18 protein-coding genes are annotated in these 18362 nt (G+C 47.8%); 9 read left to right on the forward strand and 9 right to left on the reverse strand.

Annotation, left to right across the window (positions count from 1 at the left end; translation table 11 throughout):
* The first annotated feature begins 78 nt into the window (after positions 1-78).
* Both DVO77_RS05595 and DVO77_RS05600 read left to right on the forward strand, forming a co-directional pair.
* Complete coding sequence (locus tag DVO77_RS05595) at positions 79-429, forward strand: hypothetical protein (RefSeq protein WP_110457522.1); 351 nt, start codon at positions 79-81, stop codon at positions 427-429.
* A gap of 82 nt (positions 430-511) precedes the next feature.
* The gene (locus DVO77_RS05600; protein ID WP_119977638.1) at positions 512-1669 is read left to right on the forward strand and encodes a tetratricopeptide repeat protein; all 1158 of its coding nucleotides are present in this window, start codon (positions 512-514) and stop codon (positions 1667-1669) included.
* Between the two features lie 155 nt (positions 1670-1824).
* Here the strand turns inward: DVO77_RS05600 and DVO77_RS05605 are convergent, their stop codons facing one another.
* From DVO77_RS05605 to nfsB, 3 genes are all read right to left on the reverse strand, one after another.
* Positions 1825-2487, reverse strand: coding sequence for a thiol:disulfide interchange protein DsbA/DsbL (locus DVO77_RS05605; protein ID WP_119977639.1), 663 nt, complete (start codon positions 2485-2487; stop codon positions 1825-1827).
* Positions 2488-2638: 151 nt separating this feature from the next.
* The gene (locus tag DVO77_RS05610; protein ID WP_119977640.1) at positions 2639-3322 is read right to left on the reverse strand and encodes a DNA-J related domain-containing protein; all 684 of its coding nucleotides are present in this window, start codon (positions 3320-3322) and stop codon (positions 2639-2641) included.
* Positions 3323-3428: 106 nt separating this feature from the next.
* Positions 3429-4082, reverse strand: a complete 654-nt coding sequence (gene nfsB / locus DVO77_RS05615; RefSeq protein ID WP_119977641.1) for an oxygen-insensitive NAD(P)H nitroreductase — start codon at positions 4080-4082, stop codon at positions 3429-3431.
* A 246-nt stretch (positions 4083-4328) separates the two neighbouring features.
* Between nfsB and DVO77_RS05620 the strand changes: the two genes are divergently transcribed.
* Entirely contained in the window at positions 4329-5369 is a 1041-nt protein-coding gene (locus DVO77_RS05620; RefSeq protein ID WP_119977642.1) for an endonuclease/exonuclease/phosphatase family protein, read from the forward strand.
* A 90-nt stretch (positions 5370-5459) separates the two neighbouring features.
* Positions 5460-6368, forward strand: coding sequence for a hypothetical protein (locus tag DVO77_RS05625; RefSeq protein WP_119977643.1), 909 nt, complete (start codon positions 5460-5462; stop codon positions 6366-6368).
* Positions 6369-6402: 34 nt separating this feature from the next.
* Here DVO77_RS05625 and DVO77_RS05630 read toward each other — a convergent pair whose 3' ends face one another.
* Both DVO77_RS05630 and DVO77_RS05635 read right to left on the reverse strand, forming a co-directional pair.
* Positions 6403-7320, reverse strand: coding sequence for a DMT family transporter (locus DVO77_RS05630; protein WP_119977644.1), 918 nt, complete (start codon positions 7318-7320; stop codon positions 6403-6405).
* 266 nt (positions 7321-7586) lie between these two features.
* The gene (locus DVO77_RS05635) at positions 7587-7823 is read right to left on the reverse strand and encodes a ribosome alternative rescue factor ArfA (RefSeq protein ID WP_119977645.1); all 237 of its coding nucleotides are present in this window, start codon (positions 7821-7823) and stop codon (positions 7587-7589) included.
* Between the two features lie 397 nt (positions 7824-8220).
* On the opposite strand from DVO77_RS05635, the gene DVO77_RS05640 reads away from it, so the two are divergent.
* Complete coding sequence (locus DVO77_RS05640) at positions 8221-8631, forward strand: hypothetical protein (RefSeq protein ID WP_249038110.1); 411 nt, start codon at positions 8221-8223, stop codon at positions 8629-8631.
* Between the two features lie 178 nt (positions 8632-8809).
* Positions 8810-9328 carry a hypothetical protein gene (locus tag DVO77_RS05645; protein WP_119977646.1) on the forward strand — a complete coding sequence of 173 codons (519 nt, stop codon included), beginning with the start codon at positions 8810-8812 and terminating at the stop codon, positions 9326-9328.
* A gap of 19 nt (positions 9329-9347) precedes the next feature.
* Here the strand turns inward: DVO77_RS05645 and rbsK are convergent, their stop codons facing one another.
* On the reverse strand, positions 9348-10274 hold the full coding sequence (gene rbsK, locus DVO77_RS05650) for a ribokinase (RefSeq protein WP_119977647.1): 927 nt from the start codon (positions 10272-10274) through the stop codon (positions 9348-9350).
* A 68-nt stretch (positions 10275-10342) separates the two neighbouring features.
* Complete coding sequence (gene rihA / locus DVO77_RS05655) at positions 10343-11347, reverse strand: pyrimidine-specific ribonucleoside hydrolase RihA (RefSeq protein WP_239473268.1); 1005 nt, start codon at positions 11345-11347, stop codon at positions 10343-10345.
* 467 nt (positions 11348-11814) lie between these two features.
* On the opposite strand from rihA, the gene DVO77_RS05660 reads away from it, so the two are divergent.
* The gene (locus tag DVO77_RS05660; protein ID WP_110457278.1) at positions 11815-13197 is read left to right on the forward strand and encodes a Na+/H+ antiporter NhaC family protein; all 1383 of its coding nucleotides are present in this window, start codon (positions 11815-11817) and stop codon (positions 13195-13197) included.
* 105 nt (positions 13198-13302) lie between these two features.
* Here the strand turns inward: DVO77_RS05660 and nhaD are convergent, their stop codons facing one another.
* On the reverse strand, positions 13303-14742 hold the full coding sequence (nhaD, locus tag DVO77_RS05665) for a sodium:proton antiporter NhaD (RefSeq protein ID WP_119977744.1): 1440 nt from the start codon (positions 14740-14742) through the stop codon (positions 13303-13305).
* A gap of 631 nt (positions 14743-15373) precedes the next feature.
* Positions 15374-16246, reverse strand: a complete 873-nt coding sequence (locus tag DVO77_RS05670; RefSeq protein WP_119977648.1) for a pirin family protein — start codon at positions 16244-16246, stop codon at positions 15374-15376.
* 405 nt (positions 16247-16651) lie between these two features.
* Between DVO77_RS05670 and DVO77_RS05675 the strand changes: the two genes are divergently transcribed.
* Positions 16652-17266, forward strand: coding sequence for a hypothetical protein (locus DVO77_RS05675; protein WP_119977649.1), 615 nt, complete (start codon positions 16652-16654; stop codon positions 17264-17266).
* A 9-nt stretch (positions 17267-17275) separates the two neighbouring features.
* Entirely contained in the window at positions 17276-18358 is a 1083-nt protein-coding gene (locus DVO77_RS05680; protein ID WP_119977650.1) for a rhomboid family intramembrane serine protease, read from the forward strand.
* Positions 18359-18362: the final 4 nt, after the last annotated feature.

Consider the following 18362-nt stretch of genomic DNA (forward strand, 5'->3'; position numbering starts at 1 on the left):
GTATGATGTGGACACACGCTAGGTGTCTATTGCGCCATACTGTCTATGGCCAACGGCGAGTTAATTGCGAGGAAGACCATGAACATTGTGCGAGTCAGTCTCTACAGCCTCTACCTAAGTCTGCTCTCTATTGGCTACGTGTCTATCAGTGCTAGTCACGCTGGCGAGGTGGTGGTGCGTAAGTCCAGTGAGCCTTTCGATGCATTTGCGGTGCGAGACCAAGTGTTGCAAGACCATCAATGGCGAGAGGCGCTGCGAATGCAGCAACAGCTCACGATTTTACGCGCCTTGCCACTGGGCTGCGTACTGGTGCCGACGCCTTATCGCTACTTTCATTGCGGCGCCCATTTCTATCGGCCTTATCGCGATGGTAAGTCTAATAATGAGCTTTATATTGAGATTGACCCACCAGAGTCTAGCCCAAACTAATATTTTGTAACGCTTTGGCACGGCAAAAGACCATGGCCTCATTTATGCTAAATGATATGGCGTTCAGATTGAGACCTGTTTTATGCGGCAGTTACTTTGGCTTGCATGGATGATGGGGTTACTGCATGGATGCGCCTCAACCCCCAGCACTCGCTCGGTTGATAACATTGAGCAATATTTTTTAGATAACCACTTTAAGTCAATTATCTTACCTGTGGTGCCTGCTCAGCTGTTTGCCTTGTCACCTCAGACCACTCAAGTGCTGCAGCAGGCATATCAAAGCAGTCAAGCGTCACGCACTGCAACCATGGCCCATCGTTGGTTAGCCAATTATATCAGTGCCAGCCAAGGCGGTTTTAGCTATCAAGATAATATAACGCGTATCCCTCAGCAGACCTTTGAAGATAGGGCGGGGAATTGTATGTCGCTGGTGTTGCTTACCACCGCCATGGCTGATGCACTTGGCGTGGCGGTTGAATTTCAGCAGATAGCGGTGCCACCCGTGTGGGATAAGCAAGGCCAGTTTTATCTCATCAATGGTCACATCAATTTACGCTTATTGCCACAAGCCACCAAGGACAGCGTGCTGGTGGCTAGTCAGGAGATCCAGATCGATTTTTTACCCGAACGAACCATGCGCAGTTATGCTAAATCCCGTATCGATAAAACCACTGTGATGGCGATGTTTTATAACAATGTTGCGGCCGAATCTTTAGTGGCCGGTGATTATGATTTAGCTTATCAATACAGTAAACAGAGCTTGCGCTTGCGTGCCGATTTTATCCCTGCACTCAATACCTTGGCGATATTATATCGCTATAAAGGGTTAGATGATGCCGCCGAAACCTTATACAAGTTGGCGTTAACCCTTGATGATGATGACATGAATGTCTTGTACAATTATGCCTTGCTGTTAGAGAGTCAGCAGCGTTTAGTCGAGTGGGCGCAATTGCATAAAACTCTCGAGTTGGCTCGTATCAGCAACCCCTACTATTACTACAATATGGGGCAGCAGGCCTATATGGATCATGAGTACCAAAGGGCATTAACTTGGTATAAACGAGCCGTGGAGAAAGCCGATTATCGTCATGAATTTTATTTTGGATTATCACGTGTCTACTGGGTCACAGGCGATACACGTAATGCACGGAAACATTTAGAAAAAGCCCTCTCATTGTCAACCGATGCGGCTAATCAGCGTCGTTATCAAGCTAAATTACAGGCGATGCAAAGCCATTAAATATAAGCTACTCACTATCAGATAAGAGATTAACTTCAGACCATTAACGCTAAGTCGTTATTAGAGCAAAGCGCATACATTATTTGAGTGAGGCTGGATACAAAAAAGGCTTCCGAAGAAGCCTTTTTAAAGGGAGAAAGTCATTCAGCTAAGGCTTATTTATGTTCAACCGCCAGATAGTTAATAAGATCAATCAACTCACCTAGGGTGCGCACTTGGCCTAAATTGACCGCGTATTTGTCGTTAACGATAAAGGTGGGTACGCTTTGAATGCGAAACTCACGTTGCTGCGCACGCCACAGGTTAATTTTATCGGTCACGGCTTGGCTATCGGCAAGGCTGTCATAGTTGCTGACGTCGATGCCGTTGGCGCTAAACACCTTTTTGATATCATCACGGGTATTGATCTCAGGCTTGTCGTGAGCGCTGTGATCATGGTCATGGCTGTGGCCGTTGGCCCCCTCTTCACCTTGAATGGCAGCAAACATGGCATGGATCATTTTGTCTTCGACGTTAAGCTCTTGGATCACCGCCAGTGAGCGCATCACTTCGGTGCCAATATCGCTATCCATAAAGTCTACATGCTTACTGTCGAAGCTGACGCCTGGCTTAAGGTTCGCCTTGATATCCCCTAGGTATTGGGTTTCCATATTGAAACAGTTATGGCAGTAAAAAGAGTAAAACTCGGTTAATTTGGGCTCGGTGCTTGGTGCCTTGTCTGATACGACAGTGAAATGCTTACCTTCTATAAACTGTGCGGCAAAACTGCTTAATGGAGCAATGGCTAGAGTCAGTGCTAATGCGATATGTTTGATCATAGTGTCCTCAAATGACAGCGTGCTGCTTAATGGTAATTAACATAAAAAAATGTAATATTTTTAGCATAATAGTTAAAGCTTAAGTATGACTTAACGGCGCTTAAGAAACAGTGCCTACAATGTGACTTAGCTTGTATATTGAGGCGGCGTTTTACCACTTTTCACGCAAAGTTTGCCAAGCCTCACAAACTTGCCGAAATTTGGCGGCATCGCCACCTTGACGATCCGGATGCCATTGCAGGGCTAAGCGACGCCATTGTTTGCGTATCATCTTGCTGGTGGCGTTATCATCGAGCTCGAATACGCTTAAGGCTTGGCGCTTATGCATTGCGTTGGGGTTGGCGCCAATATATTGCTCATAGCGGTGCCAAAATGATTCGAGGATCTGCTGGATCACATTGGCACTGGTATCATAGTTGTGCCAATCCATGTAGTAATCACGCAGTGAGTCGTCTTCAGATAATTGCTGGTTGAGATCGCTTGGCACTCGCCTAAAAATTTGGATTTGCATCGACTTTACCTGCAGCCAGCTGTCAGGCAGTAACATCTGTTGCAGTTGGAACAGGGCATTCATGAGTAGGAAGTTTTGTTTAAACAGGGCTTTTTGTGGGTCGCTGTCGAGATCTTGCATCAGGCCCTGTTGTTGCAATTTGGCCGCGAGATGATGCACTTTCCAGCTGTGTGGCGTGCTTTGCAGTAGTGAGAGCAGCGGCCAGATAAGCGGATTATCACCTTTAATCGAAGCGGGCGTTGTCACAGCGTACTTGGCTTCAGAGTTCGCTTCGGCATGGGCATCGAGTGAGGCTGGGTCTTGGGGCTGTTTCGCTAGCAACATAGGGATCATCCATAACCAATGATAATTTTTACTATGGCAATAGCAAAGATGGAACGCAAGCCTTTAATGGTGCGCCCATAATGTACAGGCGCGCCATGGCTCAGGCTTAAATCTCGGTGAACAGTTCACTTAAGGGTAAGCGTGACTTAGGCAGCTTAGCGTTAAAGTCCTCTTCGCTGTGATGGCCAAGGGCGACCACCACCGAAGCGCAATAACCTTGGGCGGGTAAGTCCAGTAGTTGGTTAAGTTTAGTCACATTAAACCCTTCGATCGGGCAGGCGTCGATATCGAGTAGACTGGCGCCAAGCAGCAGGGTGCCTAGCGATAGATACACCTGCTTTTCCATCCAATGCTGGGCATCTTTGAGTTCGACTCTGTGCATATTGGCAAAAAAGGAGCGCCCAGCATGTTGCCCTTGCTTGGCCTCGTCGTTAGCAAAGCGGCCATCGCTCGCCTCTTGATCCAGTAGTCTTTGTAAGTGCGCTTCATCCATACTTGTCTTGGTGCACAGCACTAGTACATGAGACGCATTGAGGATTTTATCTGTGTTAAAACCAAAATCACTGGTGGCTTGGGCAATGGTCGCCTTGCCTTGCTCGCTGGCGGCTAACACAAAGTGCCAAGGTTGCGAGTTGGTCGACGATGGGCTGAGTCTGAGCAACTGTTTTAACTCATCAATTTTCTCATCGGCGATCTTTTTAGTGGGGTCAAACACCTTAGTGGTATAGCGTTTATTGGCAAAAAAACTGATTGGCTGCATGCAGGTTATCCTATGTGCGAGCAATGAACGATGTGGCGATTCTACGCCAGTCACCATTCAATGAACATGGTGTAAAATCACAAATATTGGCAAAATGATATTGATGATAGGCATGATATGTAACGCATGGTTGAGTGTCATCGATGGGCTGATTGGCAGCTTGTCGATAAGTGCTGACAGTGTGGTTCACTTTTTGTCATGTTATGCTGCCAGCTTATGGGTCGTTATTTAGGTTAAGAGGTATTTTTGTCTACTGAATCTGCAGCTCAAGTACAGCTAAAAATAGCCAGCTTTAATCTGTTCAATTTTATTGCGCCGCCAGATGCCTATTACGATTTCAATAACATCTATAGCGAGCAGCAATGGCAGCAAAAGTGCGACTGGATAACGGCTTATGTTAATCAATACCGTCCCGATGTAATAGGTTTTCAAGAGGTGTTTTCAACTGATGCGTTAAGGGAACTGTTAAACGCTGCTGGTTATCCCTATTTTGCCGTGGTCGATATCCCAGAGGTCGCAGATGAGTTTATCTATCGCAGCCCAGTGGTGGCCTTGGCCTCTAAATACCCGATAAGTGCCATTCATGCCTGCCGCGCCGCCCCTGAACTTGCCGCGTTATTGGGGCTCAGTGCCGACTTTACATTCAGTCGCACACCGGTGCGGGCGACTGTGGTGCTGCCTGATCTGGGGCCATGCGATTGTTATGTGGTGCATTTTAAATCTAAGCGCGGCCAGTTCAGTGTGGAACAAGCTCAAGAGCTGCTTGGTGTTGCCCCGAGTGCGATGCAAGCCAGTTTTGCCATCGAGGCCGCTGCCAAGTGGAGCGCCGCTATCGTGCGCGGGAGCGAGGCGAGCCTGCTGCGTTATCTCATTGCCCAGCGGCGCGCCGCCACGGCTTACCCCGTGATCTTGATGGGTGATTTTAACGATACCTTGCATAGCGGTGTACTATCGAGTCTGGTCAGTACGGATACCCGCTTGATTGCCACTTATGGCGAGCAGGGCTTTGACGATTACCGCTTGCAAGATGCCTATCAGTTATTTGAGCAATCCCATTACAGCGTGACAGCCGTTGCGCGGCCAGCCACTCACTACCATTTAACCCAAGGGGCGGTGTTAGATTACATCTTACTGTCTAATGAGTTTGACCCTCATAATGATCAATGCCTAGCAGAAGTTGAGCACTACCACACCTATGATAGGCACTTGCTTAACCCTGAGTATGCTCGCGACAGCCATAGCACAGATCATGCACCTGTCATGATCACCTTAAAGATCAGGCAGTAAACTCGTTTGTCATCTTACAGGTTATAGGATAGTTTGAGCCTATTGACTGGGGCATAATGCTGGCGCATGGCGAGATAAAGGATACAAAGAATGCTTGACGCTATTTGTCGTATGGATAAGTTATCGCAAACCGTCTATTCGGTATTTCAGTTTCAACGCCTCGATGAGGCGGAGATTGAACGCTTGCGTCAGCACCTATATTGCCCAGCCTGTGCTGGTAAGGCGTATTTTCGTAAAGCCTCTAAAGATGGTAAGGCAGCCTGCTTTGGCTCGCGTTATCATCAATTAGATTGCCGCGAGTTTAAACCCAGCGCCAGCCGCCAACGTGAAGAGCAAGATGCCAGCGAGGTTAACCAGCTTATTGTCGACAGCGATGCGCTGCGAATCGACTTTTCTAAACACGCATCAAGCCATAGCACTAAGGCAAAAACCGCAGCAACGGCTACAGGTAACAGAGTTTCCGAGCCAGCAGCACCAATGCCCCAAACGGCTCATTCGCCCATCACACCTCCCGTTAAAGAGAGCACGCCAACGCCCAGTGAGGCTAGCATTCCCACGCCCGATAAACGCATCGCCCGCGAAGGGTTAGAGAAACTGTTACACAGTTTATTGCGTGGCAGCGAGCTGGCTAGCTCAGATTTATGGGTGTATACCGATGACAAGTATCGTTGGCGCGCTAAAAATCTGTTTGTTAATTTTAGTCAGGCTAGCCCCACTGACAATGGGGCGCCGCGTATGTATTGGGGCACCATTTCTCATACCGATAAGGCGATGCTCTGGCTTAACCCAGCCGACTGTAAAGATGTGGGGATCCCAATCGATGGCTTTAAAGAGGAGTTACAACAGCGTTTTGCTATTGAACATCGCCGCGATCTCGAAGGGGCTGGGATCATCTTATTTGGTAAGTGCTTTTGGAATAAAGAGAAAACCCGCAAGATCATTCAACTATGGAATCGCGATATCAGCCGAATGCAAATCTCGCTCGCCGAAGAGGGGTGATGATACGAGCCTGGCCTATGTTGCATTCATAGGGTTACTGGCCTATGCGACTGAGTCGGCGCCTTAGTCTATCGCCAAATTGGTATAAGCCCAGTCCGCCCAGCACCAAGCCCGCACCTATCACCAGTGCTTCGGTTATCGCCTCGCCATTGAGTTGTGCCCCCAAGGCCATGGCAAAGACAGGGGTGATAAGTGTTACTAATGCCACAGTGCTGGCGTTTAGGTGCTGCAAAATATAAAAGTAAGCCACAAAGCCTATAAGTGAACCAAAAACCCCCAAATAAGCTATGGCCGCCATGGAACGCACCGACCAAGTATCGATAGGTAAGCTGGCATCAAAGAGTAACCAAGCTAGCGCAAATAATGGCGTGGAAAAAAGCAAGGCTCCCACGGTACTCGCAATGGGGTGAATGGCAATGTGGACGGTTTTAATTAATACGCCGCTAAGGCTAAATAACAACACGGCACATAAGATAAGACTTAGGCCAATCCAGCTATCACTGCCTAGTGCCAATTTAGCCGAGCACACCACTCCTAAGCCCGTAAATGCCAGCAGTAATGCCAGTATACGCATGGGGCCAAATTTGGGCTCGTTCAGCAGCTTCTGGGCCAACAGCCCTGAGATCAATGGCGATAAGCCAAATATTAACGACATGGTGCCCGAAGGCAGATAACGAGCGGCAAAATAACTGAGTAACATACCGCCAACGATACCGATAGCAGAAAAACCATAGAGCTTAAAGGCGACGCGATTCCAAGGGAGGCGGATCTTAGTCATCATAATAACCAGCAAACCAAGCACTAAAGCGATTAGCATGCGCAGTAAGACTGCCATGGTCGGATGAACCGACTCGCTGCTCCACACGATACCGAGAGGCGTGGTTGACCAGATAAGCACTACCGCTAAAAATGATAATGGTACAAGTTTAGGTAAAACGGCTTGAGATGACATGGTGAACAACGCCCTATGACAATGATTAAGCAATCGCTGATAAAGGCCGATTTTGACTGAGTTGCACCGCTATTGCTATCAAGGAATATCGCCACTAGCAAAATAATGGTGATAATAAGGTGACTCAGCCTCATTTATGGTAACAGTTTGTTATAAAAACGGTAATCTGACGGTGTTTAGGGGAGCAACTTAATCAGTTAGTCGGGGGGAATGGCGTGTTGGTGTTCGATATAGCAGTTAAGGCGGGAGGCAGTGCAGTTTTTATTCTAGGAATTTACTGATGAACTGACAGGAATAAATAGGCTTAAAAAGTCAAAAAGGGCAACGCCCTTTAGCATTTGCCCTTTTTGTTGTTTGCGGTTGTATGATCCTTTGCCTTTTTTAGGCTTCTCAGTGCGCATTCTAAATAACTCACTGGTGACGATAGCTTTTAAGGCGTTGTCTTTAATGATGCCACGGCCACTGTCATGGGGTATCGTGCGTCGATGATTTTTTTTACTCATCTTATCTCCTCTTTATCCTAATGAGCGATTCAAAACTGAATCCGATTAGCGGTTGTCAGTACTGAATAACACTATCGCTTAACGCGCTCTCATCAAGCAGCAACTGCTCTTGCTACCCAAGAGTGGCGTTTAGCCTGCGCTTATTTGCGTCTTGGCTGAGCTGCGCAATAGTACGCCTATTTTTTAGATAAAGTAAAGCCCATTTCTAGCGAATTTTAGTCATTATTGTTATCACTGGAGTGGCGTCTGTGGCGTGGATTCGCAGCGGCGCTACACTTAAATAGTTGAGCGTGTCAGGCAGGCTTGATATTGACCCATTATTTAAGGAATGAATATGATAAAAGTTAATGGATTTAAATGTTTAGTTTTTTTGCTGTTAATCCTGATGGGAGGCTTAATGTTAACGCAGGTCAAGGCTGAAGAGTTAGCGCCGCCGTCCAGTGATGCCCTGCAGATGGCGGGAGCCAAGGGGGTATTTGCTTTCACACCAGTGGACTGGCAAGCAGGCGAAACCACTTGGTGGCTCGACTCCGATGGGGTGGCGCCAGACGTGGCGGGCTGTCATATCGGCACCGATGAGGATGGCAATGTCAATGGGCGCATGTTTGGCGAGGCTTGTTTAACGGATGTGGTATTGGTGGAGTCAAACCCAGGTAAAGGGGTGGTTCATGCTCACAGTAACGATACTGGTCATCCCGATCAGTTTGATTGCCTAAAGTGGTGTAAGGCGAGCGGCAATGCCACTGGTCGTTGCGAGGTCGCCAGTGCGCCACCGTGTGAGCAATCAGCGAGATGTGTCTGCCAGTAAATTTATCGCCGAGTTTGTCTGCGGTGACATAAGAATAACGGCCACAGCAGTGCAGCTGACATACGGCTCATTGATTAGGCTGTTAGCGTGATTATGACTAAATTAATTCTCGCTTAAATAAAAGCTCGTATAGTGTAGCAGTTTCACTTATTTGCGCTTATTAAAGGGGGAGTGATTTATGAATAACGTATTGAATCTAGTGCTTGCGGTATCGGCATTGTCGTTAACGGCCTGCGGGTTTGTGGGCGATGATAAGGCGCAAATGGAGCAAGCATGGTTAGCGCAAGATCAACAATTAAAAACCGTGGTAGAGCAGATCCGCGCTCAAGGTATTGCAACCGTTGCCCAAGGTGCGGCGGCTGGGTCGGTAGCACAGTGTGTGGCGAGCCAGCTGTCAAAGGATCCATTGGGTCAGTTAGTGAGCGTCGAAGGAGCGCTGGTGGAGCAGGCAAAAATAGCTGAGTTAATGACACAGTTACAAGCTGCTATGGAGCAAGAGGTGAGTTTTTCACAGCTATTTGATCTGTTGCTGCAAGGGGCCGACTTAGCCGCTTATGCATCGGCATTGGTTGACCAGCAAGGGCTAGAGCAGGCATTGCAAACGGTAGAACAGTTGGCACGCTCGGGCGGTGAATTTGCCACCCAAGATTTAGGTGTGCATTTTCAGCAGTTGCTACAGGAGTGCCAACAAGGCTAACTCATCGTTATTTCTACGTTCATGGCGCTGATGGGGCGATTGCTAATTCATGGCGATAAGGGATCGATCGCTGCGCGCCAGCTCGGGTGACTGCGATGGCCGCGGCTCGGTGGGCAAATTTCACCGCCGCATCTATGGTAGACCCTTCACTCAATGCCACCATTAAGGCGCCATTAAAGGTATCACCAGCTGCCACAGTGTCGATAGCATCGACCTCACAGCCCGGCAGTAAGCCACAAAATTCCTCACTGCTAACGTAGGCTCCTTGTTTACCTAAGGTGATGATCACTGTTTTCAGCCCTAATTGGTGCATCATCTGGGCGGCCAGTTTGGCGCTGGCACTATCGGTGACTTCTATGCCGGTTATTGCCTCTGCCTCGGTTTCATTTGGGGTAATAATATCCACCAATTGAAACAACTCTTTGCTTATTGTTCTTGCTGGGGCTGGGTTTAGTATGGTGCTGCAGCCTTGATATTTTGCTAGCTTTAGGGCATTTAATACGCTGAGCACTGGGGTTTCTAACTGCACCAATAACCAATCGGCGGCCTCGATAAGCGGCTGATGGCGTAACAGGGCGTCAGGGGTGAGTGTGGCATTAGCGCCTGGCGAGACGCCAATCATGTTTTCACCATTTTTATCGATAAAAATCATAGCATTACCTGTAGAGGTTTTTGCTATTTGATGCACGCCATCGGGATGGATACCATCGCTGAGCCAAGCATTACAGAGTTGTTGCCCGGCCACATCGTCTCCCACATGGCAGATAAAATCGACCCGAGTGCCTGGTTGAGCAAGGCGGGCGCTGGCCACGGCTTGGTTGGCACCTTTGCCACCATATTCGAGGCGATAATCGCGGCTCATTAAGGTTTGTCCAGACTCGGGGAGGAAATCGAAATTCATCACATGGTCAATATTGGCGCTACCTAAGATAAGGAGTCTGGTCATGATTATCGTCCTAATAATGAGTGGTTCTTCAGATAAAAAGGGGCGAAGGCCCCTTTAATATAAGTGAATTATTGATTGTATGCGGTCAAGCATTCAACGATAAGGTCGACAAAGCCTTGCCGGTCCAGATCAAATAGTACGGTGGCATTGGCGGGCTTGCCGGTTAAGTGGTAGCGGTCGACGACTGTCATGCCCTGAGTGTACTCACCTTTGGTTTCCACGCCTACCCAGCACTCTTGGGCACTAAAGAGTTCAGGTTTGAGCAACCAAGCGATGGTGCAGGGATCATGTAGTGGTGCGCCGATAAAGCCCCACTTAGGATCTCTGTGATAGATCATAAAGAAGTCGAGTAACTCGGCAACACATTGCGCCACAGGATTAGGAATTTGGCGAATACGCTCAACATCTTCATCCATGATCTGGGCTTTATGGGTCACATCTAACCCACACATGGTGATGGGGATGCCTGACTTAAACACCATATCGGCGGCTTCTGGGTCAACAAAAATATTAAACTCGGCAGCTGGGGTCCAGTTACCGACCCCCGCGGCACCACCCATCAATACGATACGTTCAATCTTGCTGTGCAGTTCAGGGTAGTTGGCCAAAAACAGGGCAATATTGGTTAGTGGTCCCGACGGAATTAAGGTCACAGGATCTTTGCTTTGGCGGACTTTTTCGGCCATCAATTCAAGGGCGTTTTGCTCAAGGGCAGCAAAGCTAGGCTCGGGCAGTTGTGGGCCATCTAGACCACTTTCACCGTGTACGTTGTCGGCAATAATTAACTCTCTTGCTAATGGCTTAATGGCGCCGCTAGCAACGGGGATGTCTGAACGATTAAGCAGTGTCAGCATGCGCAGTGCATTATTAAGCGTTTTATCTGGTGTTTGATTGCCGGCACTGGTGGTCACAGCCAAGGGATTGAGCTGCCCGCTGCTGAAAGCTAAAACTAAAGATATGGCATCGTCATGGCCGGGATCGCAATCGAGAATGATCGGACGCGCGTTGGCGTTGGGGGCGATGGTGACGCTGGAAATGTCGATAGGGTTTGTTATTGATTTTGAATGGGTCATTGTCACACTCCTTAGATTGACACCAGAGGAGAGTAGCACGCCAAAAAAACTTGTCACCCAAGAAGAGAAAAATTTGTGATTAACCTAAAGCCGACATACTCAAGCTGAATTCACCATAGGCAATATTTAATTATGCATCTTAGCTAAATATGCAACAGCAAAAGAGCAATAATCTAAGCGCGAACAAATTTTAGTTATATCCTTTGCTTTCAGTGGTTTAGGTTGTTGGTGTCAGCGTAGGCGATTATTTTTTTAATCAAATAAGTATTTGTTATTGACTCATCGGCCATTGAGGATTATTTTGCCGCCGATGTTTTAACTAAGGTGCAAAATGGCATTGACCATCATCTCATGGTTAGTGGTATGTCCATAATAAAGCAGCAATTAAGCGTAGTTGGAATAATAACCAATTTCGCCTAGTGAAATTAGTTTGCCGTATTGGCTCAATTTAAGAAGGACCTTAACGCATGTCTGAAGCGACAGCCTTAAGTCTTATCCCACCTGTGGTGGTTTTGGTGTTAGCTATTTGGTTACGCCGTCCAATTCTCTCATTAATTATCGGGTCTTTAGTGGGGCTGGCGATGTATCAGCCGAGCGATGTACTCAATAATATTTCGACTATCTCCCTTTCTGTGATGGCAGATGAGACCATAGGTTGGTTGATTCTGGTATGCGGTGGATTTGGTGCCTTAATCAGTTTGCTGGTGAAAACCGGCGGCTCGATGGCATTTGGCCGCCATGCGCTTAAGTTTGCTAAGGGACCTAAGTCATCACTGTTTATGACCTTTATCTTAGGTGTGGTGATTTTTATTGATGATTACCTCAATGCCTTAACGGTTGGCTCGACCATGAAACGTGTCACCGATAAGTTTAAGGTATCACGTGAGATGCTGGCCTATGTGGTTGACTCAACCGCGGCGCCGATTTGTGTGTTAGTGCCGCTATCTACCTGGGCGGTCTTTTTTGGTGGCTTGTTAGTCGACAACGGTGTGGCCAGTGAAGGCCAAGGCATTGCGATTTACATGTCGGCTATTCCATACATGTTGTATGCCTGGCTTGCGGTTGCCATGGTGCTATTGGTGATTTTGGGTATAGTGCCCGCATTTGGGCCGATGAAAAAGGCGCAACAGGCGGCGGCTCAGGGTGAGCCTGCGCTAAAACAGATGGATTTAGAAGAGGTGCAAACCTCTGATGATTATGGTGTTAAGGCCATTGAAGAAGAGTTTAAACACGCCGATAACCTAGGTAAGCTGCACAATTTTTTTGTGCCTATCATACTCTTGGTTGCCTTTACCGTGTACTTCGATATTGATGTGCTTAAAGGGTTAATTGCCACTTTAGCGGTGACTTTGCCCTATTATGGTCTGCAACGTTTGATGCCATTGTCAGAGATGATGGACCAGATGATCGACGGTTTTAAGTCGATGCTGCCAGCCATTGGCACTGTTATCGCCGCCTTCGTGTTTAAAGATGTGTGTGACAAGATGCTACTGCCGCAATATGTGATTGGTAATCTCAGCGCCTTTATGACGCCACAACTCTTGCCTGCCGTGGTATTTTTAACCATGTCGATATTGGCATTTGCGACGGGCTCAAGCTGGGGGATTTTTGCGGTGTCTATTCCTATCGTGATGCCACTAGCACAAGCGGTAGATGCTAATATTCCTTTGGTGATTGGAGCGCTGTTATCGGCCTCCTCTTTTGGTAGCCAAGCGTGCTTCTATTCCGATTCAACGGTACTGGCGGCTCAAGGCTCGGGCTGTAACTTGGTGAGCCATGCGGTCACTCAGTTACCTTATGCGCTTATTGCAGCAGTACTAACGTTTATGGGCTTCTTATGGTTAGCCTAAACAAACGGGTTAACTAAGTCGTTACATCAGCTTAGTCATAAAAACGGTGTTGGAGTCTATCCAACACCGTTTTTTTATGGGCAATTTTTAGCTTCATTAATGGGATTAAAATAAGCCTGCGTTTAGCCAAAGGTGGGTTAAGATGCTGGCCGCATAACCTAAGGCGATAACGGGGGTCCACTTTAAGTGAGCCGTAAAGGTGTAGACACCACGAGCCTGTCCCATTAAGGCGACTCCCGCGGCGCTGCCAATCGACAACAAACTGCCACCGACGCCAGCGGTTAAGGTGACAAGCAGCCATTGGCCTAAGCTCATCTCTGGGTTCATGGTCAATACTGCAAACATCACCGGAATATTATCGATAATGGCCGACAACAAGCCGACGGTAATGTTGGCATAGGTGATGTCCCAGTGCTGATACATGAGCTCAGACACTAAGGCCAAATACCCCATAAACCCTAGGCCGCCAACGCACAATACCACGCCATAAAAGAACAGCAGCGTGTCCCATTCGGCCCTTGCAATACGGGTAAATACATCGAAGGGCACCACATTACCTAGTTGCTCTAAGCGTTTGAGATTGTTTTCTCGCTCAGCCCGTTCGCGCGCCTTTACCACGGCTTGCTCAAATGTTTTACGCAGATAAAAGCCAAAAAACTGTAACAAGCCCAGGCCGGTCATCATTCCCAGTACGGGGGGAAGCCCCAAAAACGAATGACAGCACACCGCTGTGGCAATGGTCAGTAGAAACAGGCCGACAATACGCCGAGCGCCACGTTTCATGGTGACTTTCTCAATTGCAGCTTGCTCGGTCGTGTTAGCGATAAAAAAGCTCATTATCGCCGCGGGCAAAAGATAGTTGACCAGCGAGGGTAAAAATAGCGCAATAAATTGCTCAAATTGTACCACCCCTTTTTGCCATACCATCAAGGTGGTGATATCGCCAAAGGGACTAAAGGCGCCGCCAGCATTGGCGGCGATCACGATATTGATACAGGCGAGGGTAATAAAGGCACGGTTGTCGCCACCCACTTTCATCACGACCGCACACATCAAAAGTGCTGTGGTGAGGTTATCGGCGATAGGCGAGATAAAAAATGCCATAAAGCCGGTTAACCAGAATACGCTGCGCAGGCTAAAACCACGGTTGATCATCCATGCGCGCAGCGCATCAAACAGTTTACGCTCCTCCATGGCGTTGATGTAGGTCATGGCTACCAGTAAAAACAGCAGTAGTTCGGCATACTCGAGTAGGTTGTGTTTGAAAGCCGCTTCCGACAGTGCTGACATGCCGTGGCCCACATAGATAAAGCCGATGATCCCCCAAATCAGCCCAGCTGCGACCAGTACCGGCTTGGACTTACGCAGTTGCAGCGCCTCTTCGCTCATCACAAATAAGTAGGCCAAAATAAAGATGGCTAGTGCGACATAGCCACCCAAGGTGGCGGTGAGATCTAAGGTTGAGCCAGCTGAAGCCATAGTGCTGCTGGCCAGTGTGGCAGGGCTAAAGAGCATGGCAAGCAACAGCATGAGCTTAGCTGGCATCGGAGCAAGGTGCAGTTTTAACGCTTGAAATGGATTCATTGAGAGGGCCCGTAGTTGGCTATTTAATTAAAAATTACCACAGATATCGCCAGATAAAGCTTGATAGAGTGCAAATTTATACATCTTAGCTGCGATTAAGCCCGCTGTTTGGCTGATCTTAGGTTGTCAATCACAGGGCTGGCTGCAAATCGGTCGCGCCGATTAGAGGGGCTGCTTTAGGGCGTACAGTTTGAAAGCTTGAGGGGGGGGGAGTTATCTATTGTGTATGTGATATCAGCGGTTAATGATTCCCACAGGGGAAGGTGTCACCTTTAAGTAAACCGGTGCGATGGGCTGTCCACCACACCTGCAGACTTATGCCAATTGCGCTTAGCTACTAGGGCCTGTTGCTCTTTGCTGGTTGAGTGTTGTTCGAGACAAAAACGTGTTAATCAAGGCGAGTGGATGGCAGCCTAGTCATCTAAGCAAAATTCACTTAACAAAGAGTAAAACGTTTTTAGCCGGACCCTTCGGGCAGCGTTTGTTGGGTATTTTTACTGCGTTCTCAGCTTCTTATGTAGAGTAACTACACTACAAAGCTTCTGCCTGGTATAAATACCCAGCAACTTGCTGCAAAAACAACCTTGAAAGATCAACAGGACCTAACAATTTCGCCGAAGCGTCCTTGTTGATAATCGGCAATGGCCTGCTCAATTTCGGCTTGGCTGTTCATGACAAATGGCCCCATATGGACGATTTTTTCGCGAATAGGATCGCCGGCAAATACTAAGAGTCCCGCGCCATCATCGCCTGCTTGTAGCGACAATAATCCTTGGCTATCAACTATTAAATACTGCCCCTGCTGAAAATGCGCTTGCGTATCTTGCTGCGTGCTACTGATACTGCCTTGATACAGGTAAAGCCCAGCATATTGGCGATGACTCAAGTCGAGCTGCGCCTGCGCGTTGGCTGCCAGCATTAAATCGGCCACCATCCCTTGGCCAGCCAAACCTTGCACTGGCGCGCTGATGTGAGTGTCCATGTCAGCAAATTGCCAATCACCAGCCAATGCCCGCAGCGTTGCGCCGAGGGAATTGGTGATTTCTGGGTTGTGGGTATCGCTACTGTCACGATAAATTGCCGGACGCATCTTGTCTTTGGCAGGCATATTGAGCCAAATCTGAAAACCATGCAGGCCGTCGTTTGCATCGGCCAGAGGCATTTCTGAATGCACCACTCCACTGCCGGTACTCATCCACTGAACGTCACTGGCACGTATCGCCTTAACATTGCCTAGTTGGTCTCTGTGCTCGAAGCCGCCTTTACGAATATAGGTAAAGGTTTCAATCCCACGGTGGGGGTGAGGTGGGAATCCGCCGATAAAGTCTTGTTTATCATCGGACTTTATCTCATCAAGCATCAAGAAGGGGTCAAACTTGGTGCGAGTAAAGTCGGCGACGCGACGAATGTTGACACCGTCACCGTCCATGGCCGGTAAGGCGTTATATTGACTTACTACTTTCATCGTCTTCTCCAAATGGGGCGGCCAATGAACATCACTATTGATGATAGTTGCTGATGTTGGCGATTGTGACTCAATCTTCAGGAGTGTAGGTTAACAACAAGGTTGTCGAATAAAAATCGCTAAATAATGCTTATAAAGTTCGAATTTATCGAATATATGTGCTGGGCGCTAAAGATGTTTCATTAGGTGGCAATGAGGTTGATGCGGCGCAAATCGAAATGGGTCTAGGACTGCAACTTTAGTTGATATTTATGATATAGATGGCGTTAATAGTTGTTTCTGTTCATTTAAAGTCCATTTATGCCGCGTTTTTTATACCCAGCTGTGCTAACATTTTGCCGTTTTTGTATGTCACCTACGTTAGTGTTTTTTGATTGTGCAACCAAGTAAGGAGTTCTGCACGATATGGAGATCAACTCAAATACCAGCCCAAAGTCTGGCCTCGCGCACCAGAGCGCCACCGCGGCGACTAAGCGTTTTCCCCAACTTGATAATGGCGAGCTGATTAAAACCAGTTTCTGGATAAGCCAAATATTTATGATCATCGCCACCGTAATAGGCGTTTATTTGGCGGCACAAGAGGGCTTGTCTCAGGCTATCACCTTTGACAACCTGACTAACAAGCAAAATAACTATTACCTACGTCAGGCGCTTTATGATGAAGTTAATGACAACGTTAATATTATCAACGAGTATGCCGATTTTGTTGCGAGCAAGGCACCCTACGATATTAAAAACCACCACCCAGTGATGGCCAACTTTGTATGGGAAAACATGCGTTACTCCCCTTATACCTTAGAGACACCGTCCACCTTGCTTTCTCAGACTCGGCGCTTCTACATGCAGTCAGCCGATATCATAGATAAGATGGAGAAGCGCATCTATGGGGTTAAATATGGCGCAGGTTTGCTTAAAACGCTCACCCAAGAGGTGAGTGATAACACCTTGCCGGCATTAAAAGCCAACTACACCGCTTTGGCCGATGAGCTCAAACGTAACGATATTTTTGTAGATAGATAAAGGGATTTAATGATGATGATCTGTCCTGGCTGTAATAAAGCTGCGATGAAAGTGCACCATTTTCACGGTGAAGAGGTCGATAACTGCCGATCATGTGGCGGTATGTGGTTTGAAAATGGCGAGTTAAATGGGGCGTTATCCAGAGCCGATAATGGCGACGATAAAGTGCGCGTCGAAGAGACGCTCGGCCAGCAGTTAGGTGCCTCGGCGCGTCAATGCGTGCAATGTGAATGCATTATGCGGCGCCATTTTTTAATGCCCGGCTATGAAATTGAAGTTGATGTTTGTCATCAATGTAGCGGTGTATTTATCGATGAACATGAGCGCGCCAAGGTGGTGCATTCACCGCTAGTGAAAAAGCACCTGGCTGACTTGAATGCCAAGATCAGTGCTAAGACTTGGATCTTTCAGTTTTTATCGCAGATGCCAGTGGAGTTCAGCCTCAAGCCCGCATCGCGTCCGATAATGACCTACTTGTTGCTGGCGCTGAATATCTTAATTTTTATCGGCTATGGCTTCGATCTCAATACCACAGATACGGTATTTGACAATTTTGCCATGCGTTCGAGCGATCTACTCGCCGGCCATCATCCTTGGTCATTAGTCAGTCATATGTTTTTACATGGCGATTTACTGCATTTGGCTGGCAATATGTATTTTCTTTATGTGGTGGGCGACAACCTTGAAGATGCGTTAGGTAGAGCGAAGTTTTTAGGTCTTTATCTACTCTGTGGTTTTGCCGCTGCGGCGGCGCAGATCATCGCCGATCCGAGTTCGAGTATTCCCATGGTTGGTGCCAGTGGCGCCATTGCGGGACTATTTGGTATGTACTTAATCTGGTTCCGCCATGCAAGCCTTACCTTTATGTTTGTTATCTATCAGAAAAAGCTCAGCCCATTGGCATTTTTCGGTATCTGGCTTGTGTTCAATATTATCGGCTTACTCATGGCGGGCGAGGGCGTAGCCTATTGGGCGCACATTGGTGGGTTTGTCGCGGGGTTAGCCATAGGTGCAGCGCTGAAGTCTAAGGTGATGCAAGACAATCCATTACTGGCAATGATGAATGCACCTGAGGTGAAAATCGCCCGTTAATGTC

This window comes from Shewanella algidipiscicola (assembly GCF_003605125.1).
GTDB classification, from domain to species: Bacteria; Pseudomonadota; Gammaproteobacteria; order Enterobacterales; family Shewanellaceae; genus Shewanella; species Shewanella algidipiscicola.